Origin of the sequence: Pectinatus frisingensis, assembly GCF_015732285.1 — a bacterium.
Lineage (GTDB): Bacteria > Bacillota > Negativicutes > Selenomonadales > Selenomonadaceae > Pectinatus > Pectinatus frisingensis.
The window spans coordinates 41,425-55,807 of sequence record NZ_WIQU01000019.1 but is presented as its reverse complement, the minus strand read 5'-3'; the positions used below and the strand labels follow the sequence as shown (position 1 = coordinate 55,807).

Annotated in this window: 20 protein-coding genes; 16 read left to right on the top strand and 4 right to left on the bottom strand. The window is 34.1% G+C overall.

What is annotated here, in order from left to right; genetic code table 11:
- Positions 1-523: MobA/MobL family protein (locus tag I6751_RS02990; RefSeq protein ID WP_196590058.1), on the bottom strand; the 523-nt coding region annotated here is incomplete at its 3' end.
- A gap of 471 nt (positions 524-994) precedes the next feature.
- On the opposite strand from I6751_RS02990, the gene I6751_RS02985 reads away from it, so the two are divergent.
- The 16 genes from I6751_RS02985 to I6751_RS02925 all read left to right on the top strand — a co-directional run bounded on the left by I6751_RS02985 (position 995) and on the right by I6751_RS02925 (position 10,494).
- Complete coding sequence (locus tag I6751_RS02985) at positions 995-1,138, top strand: hypothetical protein (protein WP_196590057.1); 144 nt, start codon at positions 995-997, stop codon at positions 1,136-1,138.
- Between the two features lie 98 nt (positions 1,139-1,236).
- Positions 1,237-1,896 carry a CatA-like O-acetyltransferase gene (locus I6751_RS02980; protein WP_196598981.1) on the top strand — a complete coding sequence of 220 codons (660 nt, stop codon included), beginning with the start codon at positions 1,237-1,239 and terminating at the stop codon, positions 1,894-1,896.
- Positions 1,897-2,450: 554 nt separating this feature from the next.
- Positions 2,451-2,828, top strand: coding sequence for a MerR family transcriptional regulator (locus tag I6751_RS02975; protein ID WP_196590055.1), 378 nt, complete (start codon positions 2,451-2,453; stop codon positions 2,826-2,828).
- On the top strand, positions 2,818-3,630 hold the full coding sequence (locus I6751_RS02970) for a carboxymuconolactone decarboxylase family protein (RefSeq protein WP_196590054.1): 813 nt from the start codon (positions 2,818-2,820) through the stop codon (positions 3,628-3,630). Before I6751_RS02975 ends, I6751_RS02970 begins: the two co-directional genes overlap by 11 nt.
- Positions 3,631-3,965: 335 nt before the next feature.
- Positions 3,966-5,174, top strand: coding sequence for an MFS transporter (locus I6751_RS02965; RefSeq protein ID WP_196590053.1), 1,209 nt, complete (start codon positions 3,966-3,968; stop codon positions 5,172-5,174).
- Between the two features lie 486 nt (positions 5,175-5,660).
- Positions 5,661-6,518: a PhzF family phenazine biosynthesis protein gene (locus tag I6751_RS02960; protein WP_231037753.1), complete on the top strand. Its 858-nt coding sequence runs from the start codon at positions 5,661-5,663 to the stop codon at positions 6,516-6,518.
- Between the two features lie 715 nt (positions 6,519-7,233).
- A complete protein-coding gene (locus I6751_RS13875; protein WP_231038021.1) occupies positions 7,234-7,446 on the top strand; it encodes a hypothetical protein in 213 nt (70 codons plus the stop codon).
- Positions 7,447-7,493: 47 nt separating this feature from the next.
- Positions 7,494-7,928 carry a hypothetical protein gene (locus I6751_RS13870; protein ID WP_231038020.1) on the top strand — a complete coding sequence of 145 codons (435 nt, stop codon included), beginning with the start codon at positions 7,494-7,496 and terminating at the stop codon, positions 7,926-7,928.
- A 40-nt stretch (positions 7,929-7,968) separates the two neighbouring features.
- Positions 7,969-8,121, top strand: coding sequence for a hypothetical protein (locus I6751_RS13865; RefSeq protein WP_231038019.1), 153 nt, complete (start codon positions 7,969-7,971; stop codon positions 8,119-8,121).
- Positions 8,111-8,431, top strand: coding sequence for a DUF1281 family ferredoxin-like fold protein (locus I6751_RS02950; RefSeq protein WP_196598982.1), 321 nt, complete (start codon positions 8,111-8,113; stop codon positions 8,429-8,431). Before I6751_RS13865 ends, I6751_RS02950 begins: the two co-directional genes overlap by 11 nt.
- 230 nt (positions 8,432-8,661) lie before the next feature.
- Entirely contained in the window at positions 8,662-8,880 is a 219-nt protein-coding gene (locus I6751_RS14060; RefSeq protein WP_414153180.1) for an ERF family protein, read from the top strand.
- 105 nt (positions 8,881-8,985) lie between these two features.
- On the top strand, positions 8,986-9,258 hold the full coding sequence (locus I6751_RS14055) for an ERF family protein (protein WP_414153179.1): 273 nt from the start codon (positions 8,986-8,988) through the stop codon (positions 9,256-9,258).
- Between the two features lie 69 nt (positions 9,259-9,327).
- Positions 9,328-9,606 carry a type II toxin-antitoxin system RelB/DinJ family antitoxin gene (locus I6751_RS02940; RefSeq protein ID WP_196598980.1) on the top strand — a complete coding sequence of 93 codons (279 nt, stop codon included), beginning with the start codon at positions 9,328-9,330 and terminating at the stop codon, positions 9,604-9,606.
- Positions 9,599-9,871 (top strand): type II toxin-antitoxin system YafQ family toxin, encoded by a 273-nt coding sequence (locus I6751_RS02935; protein WP_196591560.1) that lies wholly within the window; start codon positions 9,599-9,601, stop codon positions 9,869-9,871. The genes I6751_RS02940 and I6751_RS02935 overlap by 8 nt, the downstream gene beginning before the upstream one ends.
- Before the next feature lie 166 nt (positions 9,872-10,037).
- The gene (locus I6751_RS02930) at positions 10,038-10,202 is read left to right on the top strand and encodes a hypothetical protein (protein ID WP_196591559.1); all 165 of its coding nucleotides are present in this window, start codon (positions 10,038-10,040) and stop codon (positions 10,200-10,202) included.
- Positions 10,195-10,494, top strand: coding sequence for a type II toxin-antitoxin system death-on-curing family toxin (locus tag I6751_RS02925; protein ID WP_196591572.1), 300 nt, complete (start codon positions 10,195-10,197; stop codon positions 10,492-10,494). The genes I6751_RS02930 and I6751_RS02925 overlap by 8 nt, the downstream gene beginning before the upstream one ends.
- Before the next feature lie 528 nt (positions 10,495-11,022).
- Here I6751_RS02925 and I6751_RS02920 read toward each other — a convergent pair.
- The 3 genes from I6751_RS02920 to I6751_RS02910 all read right to left on the bottom strand — a co-directional run bounded on the left by I6751_RS02920 (position 11,023) and on the right by I6751_RS02910 (position 14,290).
- Positions 11,023-11,850 carry an alpha/beta fold hydrolase gene (locus tag I6751_RS02920; protein ID WP_196591558.1) on the bottom strand — a complete coding sequence of 276 codons (828 nt, stop codon included), beginning with the start codon at positions 11,848-11,850 and terminating at the stop codon, positions 11,023-11,025.
- Between the two features lie 698 nt (positions 11,851-12,548).
- A complete protein-coding gene (locus tag I6751_RS02915) occupies positions 12,549-13,058 on the bottom strand; it encodes an AAA family ATPase (protein WP_196591557.1) in 510 nt (169 codons plus the stop codon).
- The gene (locus I6751_RS02910; RefSeq protein ID WP_196591556.1) at positions 13,055-14,290 is read right to left on the bottom strand and encodes a class I SAM-dependent methyltransferase; all 1,236 of its coding nucleotides are present in this window, start codon (positions 14,288-14,290) and stop codon (positions 13,055-13,057) included. The genes I6751_RS02915 and I6751_RS02910 overlap by 4 nt, the downstream gene beginning before the upstream one ends.
- Positions 14,291-14,383: the final 93 nt, after the last annotated feature.

Sequence of the window (14,383 nt, the reverse complement as noted above, 5' to 3'; positions counted from 1 at the left end):
CTCTGGATGAGCGATAGCCCTGAGTTGGTTCCCCGGCGCGATTTATTGCATAATGATTGAAGAATTTATCCAGTGTAAGTGGCCGGTCGCGTTCGATAATTTTTTCATTGAACATTAGATGGCAGTGAATGTTTCGATGATCCTTATCAAAGGTAGCTACTTTATCATGAATGGCATAGGAATAGGCATGGTGATCCTTGATGCCGGTTTCTTTTAAAAGCTGCTCGACAAGCTCCATGTTTTCGGCAAGGGTAAATTCCTCCTGCAAGGCAAAGCGGAATTCTCGGTAAGCGCGTCCATCTGGTTTATCACGGTATACTTCGGCCTCTTCCCAAAACATCCCCGGATGATCGGCCCAACTCGGCATATTTCCGTAAGAAGTAAAGGCTAGGTCCTCTTCGCGATTTTCCATATGGGCGTATTCGCCTTCACGGAAAATATAGTCGTAATGTGTTTTGGTGTTTAGCTTGGTACCGTTTTTTCGCGTGCCGTGTGGTGTGTTTTCAAAATAGTAATGGGCCATATCTCTGTCCTTTGGCAGCTCTGGATCTTTCGGGGCTGCTTGTTCTTTTTAAAATTTGTAAAAATTTTTTGGTTCGTTTTTCAATAGGAAAACGAAGCACGGCAAAGCCGTCTGCCAAAGGCAGTAATCCGGTCCACGTCGAGAGTGTCTGTTTGATGTCTAGGGTGGAAAAGTAAAAATGCTGAAAAGTGTAGTAAATAAGCTGTTCCTATGATTTTGAGATTAAAAATGAGAAGTTAAAAATCGGAATTTCATCACCCCATGGGAATATATCGACGAAAACCATTTTTTAATAGTTTAGACGGTGAGTTAGATAATGGGCTCATGAGTGTATAAGTTGGATGTTTTGTGGAAAAATGGCTTTGCGAGTGAGCAGATTGGATATGTGAAATATAGACTTACCAGCTTTGTTTGACACTTAATACAATATTCTTTATAATAAAATGGATTTTTTATGAAGGGAGGCCAAGAGTGATGACATCGTTATACAAGAATGCACCATGTGATTTGAAATCACCTGTTTTTATAGTTCGTTTCATTTTACAAGGGATAAGTCTGTTCTTTTTTAGAAAAATGCATAGAAAAGATGATGTCGGAGTTCTTGGCTATATATAGATATAACCAAATTATTTTTGTAATATAAGGACACCGGGTGGTGTCTTTTTTTTGTTTAATTTATGACTGATAACATTCGTCCCGGGAGGAAAAAGCAAATGAAAACATATTTTCGTGCAATTGATATAAAAACATGGCCGAGAGTACAAACATATAAATATTTTACAGAAACAGTATCAACATTGATTTATTCCGTTAACGTGACACTTGACGTTACAAATCTTAGGACTACATTAAAAAAGAAAAAATTGAAATTTTTCCCGGCATATCTGTATCTGATTACTAAAGTGTTAGCAGGGCAAAAGGAATTTCTTATGACAATTCAAAATGACACATTAGGATATTTTAACGTTCGAACACCATTTTATCCTGTATTACATGAAGATGACAAAACGATAACATTTCTTTGGACAGAATATGATGATAGTTTCAAGGTGTTTTATAAAAATTATATTTCCGATATCAAAAAATATGGAAATAAGCATGGAATTATGTCATCAAAAGGGGCACCACCTTCTGACAGCTATATTATAGCGTGTACCCCACGGTTTTCCTTCAACGGTTTGACTATGCATTTACAAAATGCTAAAAATTACTATGCCCCGATTTTTGAGGCAGGTGGTTTCGATGGAGCAAATGGTACTATAAAAATGCCCTTATCTATTACAGTTAACCACGCTGTAATAGATGGGTATCATATAAAAGTATTTTTAGAAGAATTACAGTTGTTGATGAATCATCCAGAGAAATGGATGTAATAAGCTTTTCTTTACTATATTTTTATAAATGATTTGTTTAAGTTAAAACAGATATTTTAAATAATGAACATACAGAGCACAGTACTTTAGTCAATCTTATGAAGTACCATGCTCTGTTTAATTTATGTGGTTTTTAATACAAGATTCATAAGCAGTGTTTGGACGAGTATAAAAAATTGTCAATAATGAAGTCAAAAGCTATTAGAAATTTCAACAATCTGCAGATATCTGGCAAAACCTTTAGGGCAGAACCATAAAAAGCTCGACTGGATTATAATATCCACTATTGCTACTACGGTACTCATATTATTAGATGTTTTATTAAAGTGCTAAAATTTACATTTGTATACTATCCATATTAGGTGAGATTGTTAGAAACTATTTATGGACGCTATTCATTTTATGTTCGTTTTGTGCAAGACTAAAATCTTCAAATACAAAGTTACACTCTCAATCAAGAATTTACCTTTTAATTTTACGGTAAATTTTTAGAAGTAACTTGACTTAAAGCGCGCTTTAAGTGATATTTTATGTATGTGAGGTGGTGTTGTTTTATGACAGATATTGAAATAAGTGATGTATCAAACTTAATGAAATTAAATTCAAGTACGCTAAGGTACTATGAAAGCATTGGATTAATCACAGATATAAAAAGAAATGCTTCTGGAAAAAGAGTATACAGTGAGGAAGACATAAAATGGATTGAGATGATAAGTAGGCTTAGAGAAACAGGAATGAATATAAATAAAATGAAGAAATATGCTCAATTGCGGAGGATGGGAGATTTAACTATTACAGAAAGAAAAAGTATTATGAAAGAACATTTGGAATTCATTGAAAATAAGATTGCAGAATTGTCAAAATCACGAGATTATGTCGCAAAAAAAGTTAAAATTTATACGGAAATGGAAGGGAAAATGAATGGAAGATAGATTGAAACGAGGACTAAAAAAGTTACAAGAGGTGGACGGAAAAGTCGGTGATGATGTAGCAAATAACATGAATGATATATTTCCGGATTTCGTTAAGTATATGATTGAGTACGTTTGGGGGGATATATACACAAGGAATATACTGAATTTAAAATCAAAAGAAATGGCTGTAGTTGCTGCATTAACAGCGATGGGAAATGTAAAACCACAATTAAAGGTTCACATAAATGGAGCATTAAATGTTGGCTGTACAATTAATGAAATTAAAGAAATAATACTTCAAATATCGGCATATGCAGGATTTCCAGCAAGCATAAATGCCATAGATGAATTAAAGAATGTACTAAAAGAACGTGAAAATCAAGGAATAAAGGATTGTATAGGAGAGAAACCCACAAATAGAGTTTTACCTACAGAAAGATATGATGCTGGGCTAAAAGAACTTTCTCAATTGGATAGTCATCAGGCGGAACTTCTTAACGAAACTTACAAGGATATTTCACCAGATTTGGTTAAGTTTATAATATGTGGGCAAGCCGATATTATGGCGAGGGACAATTTAAGTAAAAGACTTAGAGAACTGTCTACTATTTCAGCTTTGACAGCTTTGGGAACTGCTGCTCCACAATTAAATTTTCATATTAATGCAGGAATTAATGTAGGTGCAACGGTTGACGAAATTAAGGAAATTATGCTTCTGATTTCTGTATATTCAGGTTTTCCAAAGGCCATAAATGGAATAAATACTTTAAAAGAGGTTTTAGCAAAGAGACGGGATAATGGGGAAGTGAAAATTGAGTGATGATATAAAACTTAATAATTACTCATTGTAAAATGATATAATAAAAATCTATAGTGATTGAACAGTGACAAGATGATTTGCTAAGAACCCATCACACAGACGGGACAATCACTACGGACTACCCTACCTTATGATTTTTCAGGAAAAGCCGTTATATTTTTTATCACCTTTGAAGGTGGTTAATTTTGAAAGACGCTATCAGGACTAAAATGCAGTTTAACCAATGATGTGTAATCAAAGAAAGGATGGTTTTGAATGGTAAACAGTCCAAAAGCGTTCTAAATATGTCGATTGAGCGTTTGGAATAAAAGATATTTGAGGACGGAAATAGAAAAATGAATGCTAATATAAAAGATTCAAACAAAATAAAAGATTTTCCAATTTTAGAGCTACTCGCTTTGACAACAACAGTCTTTACAGCCATTATGACGGAAACGCTTCCTGCAGGGCTTCTACCACAAATAGGAAAGAGCCTTGAAATTTCAGAAAGTCTTACTGGCCAGTTAGTTACGTTATATGCAATTGGTTCATTAGTAGCCGCTATACCATTGATCACCATAACTCGAAGCTGGCGACGTCGCCAACTTTTTCTTATAAGTACTGCTGGGCTGCTTATTTTTAATATAATTACAGCATTATCCTCTAACTATATGTTGACAGTAACTGTACGTTTTTTTGCTGGAATATTTGCTGGAGTTTTGTGGGGAATGATTCCTGGATATGCCAGACGCATGGTTCCAGATAATTTAAAAGGGCGAAGCTTAACAATAGCCATGATGGGTGTTCCAATTGCTTTAGCTTTTGGAGTGCCTATTGGAACATTTTTGGGTAACATGATTGGATGGCGCTATATATTTGGATTCATGGCAATACTTAATCTTATTTTGGTAATATGGATTAGTATAAAAGTTCCTGATTATCAAGTACAGTATGATAAATCAACATGTTCTATTTTAAGTATACTTAAGACTTCTGGAGTATGCCCTGTTTTAGTCATTATTATGACTTGGATATTGTCTCACAATATTATTTACACTTATATAAATCCATTTCTATCTTCATTGGGTATGAGAAATAATATCGATTTAGCATTGTTCATTTTTGGTATTTCAGCAATTATAGGTATATGGATTGTTGGTCTATTCATAGATCGTTGGTTACGGGTATTAGTCTTGATTAGTATATTTGTATTTTTATTGGATTCAATCTTTTTTGAAATGTCAATCAATAATTTTGTGGCTATCTGTTTATGTACCGCTATTTGGGGTATGACCTTTGGTGGGTCTTCTACCCTATTAAGTACAGCACTTGCTAACAATGTTCCAGATGAGGGCGTGGATATAGCTATGTCGATAAGTGCAACTGTCTGGAACTTAGCTATAGCAGGTGGAGGTTTTTTCGGTGGAATGCTACTAAGAAATTTTGGTGCTACTTCGTTTCTCAATGTATTATTTATATTATTAATTATAGCATTTTTAATAGCTTGGATTGGCAACACTTTTCCAGACAATCATTCGCAACACTGCAATATAATGAACCCATAAATTAAGACAAAAAATCAGTTGTTCTTAAGTTAAGTATTGACTAATATTTTGGATGAAGTAAAGATTCTTATGAAATGTAATCCGCACGCACCTAATGAAAAAGCAAAACTGATTCTTGAAGTCTTAAGAGGCGAACATACACTCAATGAAATTGCTTTAGAACATAGCATTCATCACAATATGCTTTCAAGATGGAAAAACGAAACTATCGTTGTGTAGCGTCTGCTTTTGAAAACGATACTGCCCAAAAACGTAAAATGTAAAGATAAAAAAGACCACGAGAACGATATTGATGAACTCTATGTTCAAATTGGTATCGTAATAAATCGATTATTTTCTGAGGAAGTTTTTAACATAAAAAATTCATGGAAGATGATTTCATAAGCCGTTAATTAAAGTACTGCTGAAATTGTCCAGCTATACAATAATTCCAAGCATCACTGTATAGCTGGACACTCCAATAATAAATGAGAGGGACGATTTATTATGATCAAAGCATATGCATTAAATGCTTTTACTAAAATTCAATCAGGTGGAAATCCAGCTGCGGTTGTCTTAAATGCGGATAATATACAAATTGAAGAAATGCAGGCCATTGCTAAAAAAATTGGGTTTTCTGAAACAGCTTTTATAAGGAAATCAAGGTGCGCATCATATATGGTCAACTTTTTTACTCCTAATGAGCAGATTGATCTTTGCGGACATGCTACAATAGCATTATTTACATTGCTACGGGATAAAGGTATAATTCCCCTGGGGAATTATTTACAAGAAACATTATCTGGAATATTACCAATATACGTTGAAAAAGATATTGTTTTCATGGAACAAAAATTGCCTGAGGACTATGAAGCACCTTCTGCAAAAGAAATATGTGATTGTTTAAATATAAATTTAAATGAAATTAATAGCCAATTACCAATAAAAATAGTTTCAACAGGCTTAAAAGATATAATTGTACCAATAAAAAAATTGGATACTTTATTAAAATTAAAACCAGATTTTAACCAGATAAAAAAATTAAGCCGTACATATAAATGTATTGGCATGCATCTATTTTCTTTAGAAACACTTTATGGCAACACTGCGCATTGTAGAAATTTTGCACCATTATATGATATTTTTGAGGAAGCAGCTACGGGAACATCTAATGGAGCTTTAGCATGTTATCTTTATAACAATAGTTTTTTAGATAAAAAAATTTGTCATAAGTTGAATTTTGAGCAGGGATATGTTATGGAACGACCATCTGAGATTATTGTAAAATTAATAGTACAAAATGAGAAAATTGCGAAGGTTTTAGTTGGTGGGAATGCTCAACTCCAAAAAACTCTTATAGTGTAACTGGATAATAATAATATTGTTATTTGTACAAAAATTAACTGTAACAAAAATCAAAGAATATCTATAGGAAAAAGATATTGCAATACCATAAGAAAATTCCATGGTAGAGTTATTGAGCCTGTACGTAAACATTTATACTAAAAATATCATCCGCAAAGACACTATTAGTGCCTTTGAATATAAGAATTGTATTATTCCATTAAATATGCGCGCTGGCTCCATCATTGGAATTGACAAGGGAAACCCTGGCTGAAATTACTCTGCACCCACGGTTCAGGACGGTTGATAACACGTAACAAAGCCCAAAAGTCTTTCACTATTGACGAGTATAAGGAATATATGCAGGACATATTTACGACATGCTTGAATGAACTACACTTGATGAATTTCCTATTTGAAAACTGTGCTAGTGATCTTGGACTAAATCCATATACTTAAACAGCAGATGATGGATTCAACATATATTGGCAGATATAATCAAAAACTTAAATAATCGCTGTAAAAAATATACCTATGAAAAATACTAAAAATATAAACACATACTATAACAATGACGATGCCACTGAATAAAATAACAATACAATTATTACTATTAAAAAGAGAAGTGTTGTAATTACCACAAAATATAGTTTTTACAGATGTTTTCATTTTAAATGAACGGACAGGAAAATTTTTCTGCCCGTTTTTTATGCCTAAAAAGAAGGGAAGAATGTATATGCCAATAGCTTATTTTATCTGTCCGGATGGTAAAAAGACCAAAATCTTGTCCTGCCTTAATAAATGTCATATGCGTGAAAGATGTATGTTCCTGCCGACATTAAGAGCAATAGCATCCTCATCAGACAGGAAGCTTTTTAAACCAAGTGTAACTGAGCTTATTACCGGGACACGTGAAATATACCTGAAACGGACAAACGAATATCCATAGATCCATTTAAGACATTATTTGCTCTGCACGGACAAGCTGTCCATTATATGAATTATAAAAAGCATGGTGATACTATTTTAGCTGAGGTCAGACTGGAAGACAGCATAACCTCCGGTCAATTTGATATGTTCGGCTGCGTTTTAAACAATGAGGACAGCATCCTTGGTGATCTTAAAGTGACATCCAGCTATAAATTAATGCGGGCTCTGGGAATTTATAAAAAAGATATATCTACCGGTGAAATTTATAAGTCAGGATTAAAAAAAGGACAGCCTAAATTTAAGAAACAGATCTGTTTTAATGGTGTCCGTCATGTCATGGACTGGGCATTGCAGCTCAACTATTACCGGATGCTGCTGGAGGCGAATGATTATGAAGTAAAAGACATGGTCATACAGGCACTGTGCCGTGATTTCAGTACAAGAACCGCTGCTGAAAGAGAGATAACGCGTCCACTGTACCTGAATAAACAGAATCAGTGACATCTGGCTTAAAAGATACTTTCAGTATAAAGCCGATAAATTGCAGCAGGCTTTAAAAAATAAACAACTGCCACCGGTATGCACTGCTAAAGAACGCTGGTATGACCGCAAATGTCTTGATTTTTGCGATGTGTCAGCGATATGCCCTTATGCAGACGTTTTAAGAAAACAGCAGGAACGACCTGCCGTATAACTTTAACACTAATGGCAATATTTCCTTTACTACCGCGTGGAACGCTCCCGTACCGGTGCTGGAAAAATTAGCCACAGGTTATCCGGCTGTAGAAATTCATCACTTATGGACTGACGAAGATATAGGTGTAAATACAGGTGATTATATATATAAAAATGGCCTGATCGCACGATCTTTTGAACCGGCTGCCTATAGCAACGATGCCTATGAAATATATGAAACCTGCTGGGGGAAAAGCGACTGCCTGACACTTGATAAAAATGGTTATTATATAAGGCTAAGCTGTGAAACTTGCCATAAATGCCAATAAATTATATAAGGGGATTAATATGGGAAAAAATTGGTGGAACATTATTATCGCTATCGCTGAAGCCGTGATAAATGTATTAAAAACTGATAAAAAATAACCGCTTGTCGGCGTGTCATGTCTGTCAGCGAACAACATACTTATTTATTACACTTAGCTTAACTGTATATACCTATAAATTACAGCTGACAGACATGACAATATGACCAAAACATAAAGGAGACGATTTATTTATGCAAAAATTAGCTAAAAAACTCATTGAAATAATGAAAGACTGTGCCTACATCACTAAAAACGGAATTAATAACTTTCATAACTATAAATATGCCACCAGTGCTGATGTGCTGGAAAAAGTAAACACCGCTATGGTAAAGCAGGGAATCTGTTCCACAGCGGTACCGGAAATAATCAGCATTGACGAAGTTACTACAGCTAAGGGAAATACGGAATAACTGGCTACCGTAAAAATAAATATTACATTAATAGGCAGAGATTCTGATGAAAGCATTACCATAACAGGATTAGGTTCAGGGCAGGATGCGGGTGACAAGGCCGTCATGAAAGCCCAGACAGCAGCAATAAAATATGCCTATATGCTGTCTTTTGCCATTGCCACCGGAGATGATCCGGAAGCTGACAGTAAAACCGATGAAAATGCGGTGCAGCCAAAGCCTGCGGGAAAAAAGAAAACCCCATCAGTAAAATCCGTGAAACCGGCTTGTATGGAATGCGGAGTGATTCTTTCTGACAATGTGAAAACCTATTCCATGGAAAAATACGGCAGGCCGCTTTGCATGGAATGTCAGAAGGTTGCTAAAGTTGTTGCTTGAATAATATGTGCTATATATTTACAGCGCACATCTTTTAGTATATAATTTTAGTTAAAGAGGTGAGTTCATATGCCGACAACAAATGTAACTATCCGTATGGATGAAAAATTAAAAAAACAGGCTGAAGAATTATTTTCAGATCTAGGTTTAAATATGACAACTGCATTTATCACATTTGCCAAACAATCAGTCAGGGAACAAAGAATCCCTTTTGTTATATCACGCAATGTACCAAACAAAATTACTGTAAATGCAATTAATGAAATAAGAAAAATTAAAAACGATCCCAAGAAAAAGGTATATAATAATTTCGCTGAACTTTTAGAAGAGGTAAAAAAAGGTGTATAAAATTGTATCTTCTTCAAGGTTCAAGAAAGACTTAAAAATTGCCATAAAACGTGGTTATAATATGGAATTGATGGAATCTATAGTTAACCAATTATCTAATAACAAAAAATTACCACCCCAAAATAAGGATCATGTTTTGATCGGTGATTATGGTGGTTGTAGAGAATGCCATATTACACCAGATTGGATTCTCATTTATGAAGTAGAAAATGATGAACTAATATTGTATCTCACGAGGACAGGGACACATAGTGACCTTTTTTAGTTTAATAAAACTTACAATTTTTATGATTAGTCAGAGCGAAGTAATAATGACATCTATAATTAACCACTAAGGAACATAGTTCTATCTTCTCTTAACATTATATCTATTACCGTATTAACCCATAATAAATCATATATGATATAATATAAAGAAAGAGCTGAGTATTATGATGACCAATAAAAATCATCTTAGTCATATAAATGAAGTTATTAAAAGTGATAATTTTACTTTGACAAGCAAGAATAATGAAATAGCTAAAAAAATGGCTAAAGTTTCTGCACAAATAATGCTGAAAAATAAGGAAGTATATAAGGATTTAGCTAATAGATGACAGCAATAGACGATTTGACCTTTATCCATCTATTTTTAATAAAGCTGCTGCACTTTGGCATGGTTTAGCAAATAATCATGGTTTTCAAGATGGCAATAAAAGGACAGCAACACATAGTATGCTTTGCTTCTTGGGTGTAAATGATATTAGTTTGGAGTATTCCCAAAAGGAATTATCCAACATGGCCGTTCTTGTTGGTTCAGGTAATAGTAAAATAAACAGACAAGAAATATCTGACTGGATAAAAAAAGGGCTTATAAGAATTAGTTCCATAGCTTTTTGCGTAAAATAGTTGGTGTCCAATTGGTGTCCAACAGCATTTAAACCGCCTTAAATTTATTACAATGAATAAAAAAACAAACCGCCAAATTCCATATGAATTAAGGCTTTTTAAAAATAAATAAGATTATAAAAACTGTATGGTACACACTCTTAATCAGCAGGTTCGGGGTTCAATTCCCCGGTGGGTAACCAAGTAAAATAAGGGTCTCTAAATTGTGGCATCAACTTGTCAGACGGTTCATGGCAACGAATTGGCAACAAACTTAAAAATTAAATGATAACCGGTAGAATTTTTCTGCCGGTTTTTTGTTATTTTTTATCTATAATCTTTTACTTCTTCCCATGCGATGTATCTTAAAGGACCATAAAATCTTTAAGAAATATGCACAAAATAACCAATAAAGACAAAAATGGATATGGTACAATAATTAAAGCGGCACATAAAAAAGAAACTGAAATTTTTATGCAGCAAATAATATATGCGAAATAAAAAAGCAGCCAGAGAATTTAATTCTCTAGCTGAGAAAAGCTAATATTATTATTCTGCTAATTTTGCAACAGCTTGGTTAAATTTTTCCGGTTGCTCATAAAAAAGCATATGCCCTGCATCATGAAAGCCAATGAAAGTACCATGCGGGATGCTAGAAGCAATATGGCGGCCTTGTTTATAACCATCTAAATAAATTCCTATTTCACCTGAAAAAACAATAGTTGGAACAGAGATGGTTGGGAGTACAGCAGTATAGTCACTCATCAGATAATCAGAATAAGCTGCTACACCAATTATCGGTGGTGTTTTTAACATTTCTATTACAATCCAGTCCATATCTTCAGGGGATACTTGTCCATCTTTAAACATTTTATGAATAAACGTTTCTACATATTCGCGTGGATTCTTTTGATATACTGAAAAACTCAAATTCATAGCATCAGCATTATAATTTCTAAGAGCATGTCCATTCCAATCTTCAGCACTGAATGGGTAAGGTGTCATATCAACAAGCCCCATACCTTTCAAACGGCTATTGGAACTATACTGTTTCCAGTAAGAAAGAACAGTTGGTCCTCCAAGAGACCATCCTACCAAAACCAAATCACATAAATCTAAATATTCAATCAATTCCCGCACATCTCTCGCATACTGATCAACCGTATGCCCGCTAAGAATCTTAGAAGAACTTCCATGTCCTCGCAAATCCATAGCTATAATACGGAATTTTTTCGCTAGGCTGTTAATATTTCGTTCCCAAAATTTGGAAGAACAAAGCCATCCATGCAAAAGAAAAATAGGTTGCCCGTTTCCACAATCCCTGTAATAAATTTTGGCCCCATCATTGGTAGTAAAATAATGAGATTGTTCATTCATAATGTTATTCCTCCTGTTTATTTAACTAAATATTTCAAATGTTGCTATCCAACATAAAAAAACCATTTTTAGTGTAGCATTTTGAATTATTAACTGTCAAATTCATATGGTTCAGCCACTTTTGTAATACAGTACAAAAAAATCCTGCGCTATAAAACACAGGATTTACAGTACTTTATTTAATAATTGATTATGTTGTATTCATGATAGGAGTGATTTACATACAAAATTCTATTAATGAATTTCTTTCACAAATATTAATTGCTTTATTTACTATTGTTGCAAATTATGCTCTGCAAGCCTAAACCTATTACATATTCTGTAAAACGAAAAACCTCAACACTGATTTTTCACCTCAGTATTGGGGCTCGATTTATATCTGTATTTATTTTTACCACAAATACATAGAGAAATTTAATAGGCAACTTAGAAAAGTCACTAAATCCAAGACAATTTTTTCTTCAGATGACAGCCTCTTAAAAATGTTTTATCTGGCAATGATGGACATTACTAAAAAATGGACTAGATGACAACAAGACTGGAGTCAATAAGGGTGCAGCTAGATATCTATTTTGAAGAACGCCTTTTAGAAAGAGATGTTTAAAGAGCATTACTTTTACAAGCAATAAAATCGAAAATAAAAGCGGTATATTTATTGCCGCAGATGGTAGATTTTATATCATATTATGTAATACCCCTTAAGCACCAAGCATAGCTGCTATTTCTTTGGCTGCCTGAACGGGTGAAATATTACTCACATCAATGTGAGAAGTATGCATCTCTTGCTCTTGGTATAGTGGAAGCCTATCCAAACTTCTTTGTAAAACGTCGAATGTTCTTTCGCCATTTTCAATAGCTTTCTTAATTCTTTGCGTTAGTGCCTCTTTTGAGGCAGACAGCGTGATTTTGTATACCTCAACATTTGTCAAATTTAATTTTTTCAATAAATTATTTATGATCGATTCTTGATGCATGACCCAACAGAATATTACATTTTCATACTCTGAGCAGGATAAAAAATTATTCAGTAAAAAGCAAATATTGCTTTCTACCATATGTTTTGTTTCATCTGTGACCCGGAAGGGATTCATGTACCAACACCAATCTCCGTCCAAAAACACACTTGGTTGTAATATCCCGAGAAGTTCTTTGCAAGTCGATGTTTTCCCGACTCCCATCGTCCCATTGACAAAAATCAGTCTCTTCATTTTTTCTCCTGTTTCGTCGCCAAAAGCATAATCGTGTTCTCAATACCCCATACTTTTTTGACTGACTGAAACCCAGATTCGGTTAATAATGACATCTCATGTTCTATCGTAAAAGGGATATCATAGTGATAGAGATCTTCCGTTAGATTATTATCCGTCAAGAGCTTTTTTCTCTCCGATAAAAAATGTGTCTCTATGGTACTGTTATTGGACCCAACCATATAATCACATTCAATAAATACTCCATTATTTTTTAGACAGCGACAAATATTGGTGTAAAGCTCCTTTTTCTGTGAATGAGTAAAATGATGAAAAGACATAACTGATATCGCCGTATCATATTTTTTTGTACCCATATCAACAATGAAATAATTGCCATTGATTAGATTAATCGAATGCTTAAAATATTTTGCAGCCAGTTTCTCTAGCATTTTATCCGCAAGATCAATACCCGTTACATCCATCTTCGGAAATTTATTAAAAATAGATTCCAATTCTAATCCAGTTCCGCACCCCAAATCCAATAATGTTTTTGTATAAGTGGGGATATATTTAGCTATTTCGTGATAGCATTTATCCTCTCCATCGATACTTTTTATTTGTTGAACATCGTATATATCTGCACGAGTGTTGAAAAATTCGTCCATCTTCTCTGGAATCTCATTCATATTCTCGTCCTCCAATACTAAAGAAAATCTGTGAAAAACATTTTTCATAAGTTGAACTACTTCTTCTGGGGGTATATTAATATCGTCTGATACAATTTGAGTTGCAATTCCATGTGAATAAAGCCATACATCCCGAAATAAGCTTCGAGCGTTTGCCAAGCTAAGTCCCGTTATTTTTTGTGCATTCATAATGGAACGCTGGTTCCAATCAGCATTAAGTATTTCTTCAATATTTTTTCCTGCACAGGTTTTATCCATAAAAAGAGTATTAAATATATTTTTTTCTTGTCTTGCAAATTCAATGTAAGCTATTCCTTGCGCTAGTAGGCGATTGTCGTCGCTAATCCGAGCTCCCATAAACGTATTATAGTATAAATTGAGTTTAGCAATTACATCTTGTTTTAGGGCGTCCATATTTTCATAAACGCGAAATAAGGGCTTAGTCGAACGATTCAGCTTCGAAGCAATGCTTCGGGCATTTACATTCTCCATCCCTTGTTCTCGTACCAAGAAAACAGCAGCGCTCAATATGGCCTCTTTATTAGTCGTTGGCTTTGGCGGCATTTCAAAATCTCCTTTTGCTTAAATATGCACAACGACTTAGATTCATCTCAGATAAATAAATCTCTACATATAAGGGAACAATAGTTGCGCAAC

Excerpts from the sequence above, each read along its gene's own strand:
- I6751_RS02930 (WP_196591559.1), top strand. The coding sequence starts at position 10,038 with ATGATGACCAATAAAAATCATCTTAGTCATATAAATGAAGTTATTAAA.
- I6751_RS14060 (WP_414153180.1), top strand. The coding sequence starts at position 8,662 with ATGCAAAAATTAGCTAAAAAACTCATTGAAATAATGAAAGACTGTGCC.
- I6751_RS02915 (WP_196591557.1), bottom strand. The coding sequence starts at position 13,058 with ATGAAGAGACTGATTTTTGTCAATGGGACGATGGGAGTCGGGAAAACA.
- I6751_RS02975 (WP_196590055.1), top strand. The coding sequence starts at position 2,451 with ATGACAGATATTGAAATAAGTGATGTATCAAACTTAATGAAATTAAAT.
- I6751_RS02920 (WP_196591558.1), bottom strand. The coding sequence starts at position 11,850 with ATGAATGAACAATCTCATTATTTTACTACCAATGATGGGGCCAAAATT.
- I6751_RS02940 (WP_196598980.1), top strand. The coding sequence starts at position 9,328 with ATGCCGACAACAAATGTAACTATCCGTATGGATGAAAAATTAAAAAAA.
- I6751_RS13875 (WP_231038021.1), top strand. The coding sequence starts at position 7,234 with ATGCCAATAGCTTATTTTATCTGTCCGGATGGTAAAAAGACCAAAATC.
- I6751_RS02980 (WP_196598981.1), top strand. The coding sequence starts at position 1,237 with ATGAAAACATATTTTCGTGCAATTGATATAAAAACATGGCCGAGAGTA.
- I6751_RS13870 (WP_231038020.1), top strand. The coding sequence starts at position 7,494 with ATGAATTATAAAAAGCATGGTGATACTATTTTAGCTGAGGTCAGACTG.
- I6751_RS02970 (WP_196590054.1), top strand. The coding sequence starts at position 2,818 with ATGGAAGATAGATTGAAACGAGGACTAAAAAAGTTACAAGAGGTGGAC.
- I6751_RS02965 (WP_196590053.1), top strand. The coding sequence starts at position 3,966 with ATGAATGCTAATATAAAAGATTCAAACAAAATAAAAGATTTTCCAATT.
- I6751_RS14055 (WP_414153179.1), top strand. The coding sequence starts at position 8,986 with ATGAAAGCCCAGACAGCAGCAATAAAATATGCCTATATGCTGTCTTTT.
- I6751_RS02910 (WP_196591556.1), bottom strand. The coding sequence starts at position 14,290 with ATGCCGCCAAAGCCAACGACTAATAAAGAGGCCATATTGAGCGCTGCT.
- I6751_RS02960 (WP_231037753.1), top strand. The coding sequence starts at position 5,661 with ATGATCAAAGCATATGCATTAAATGCTTTTACTAAAATTCAATCAGGT.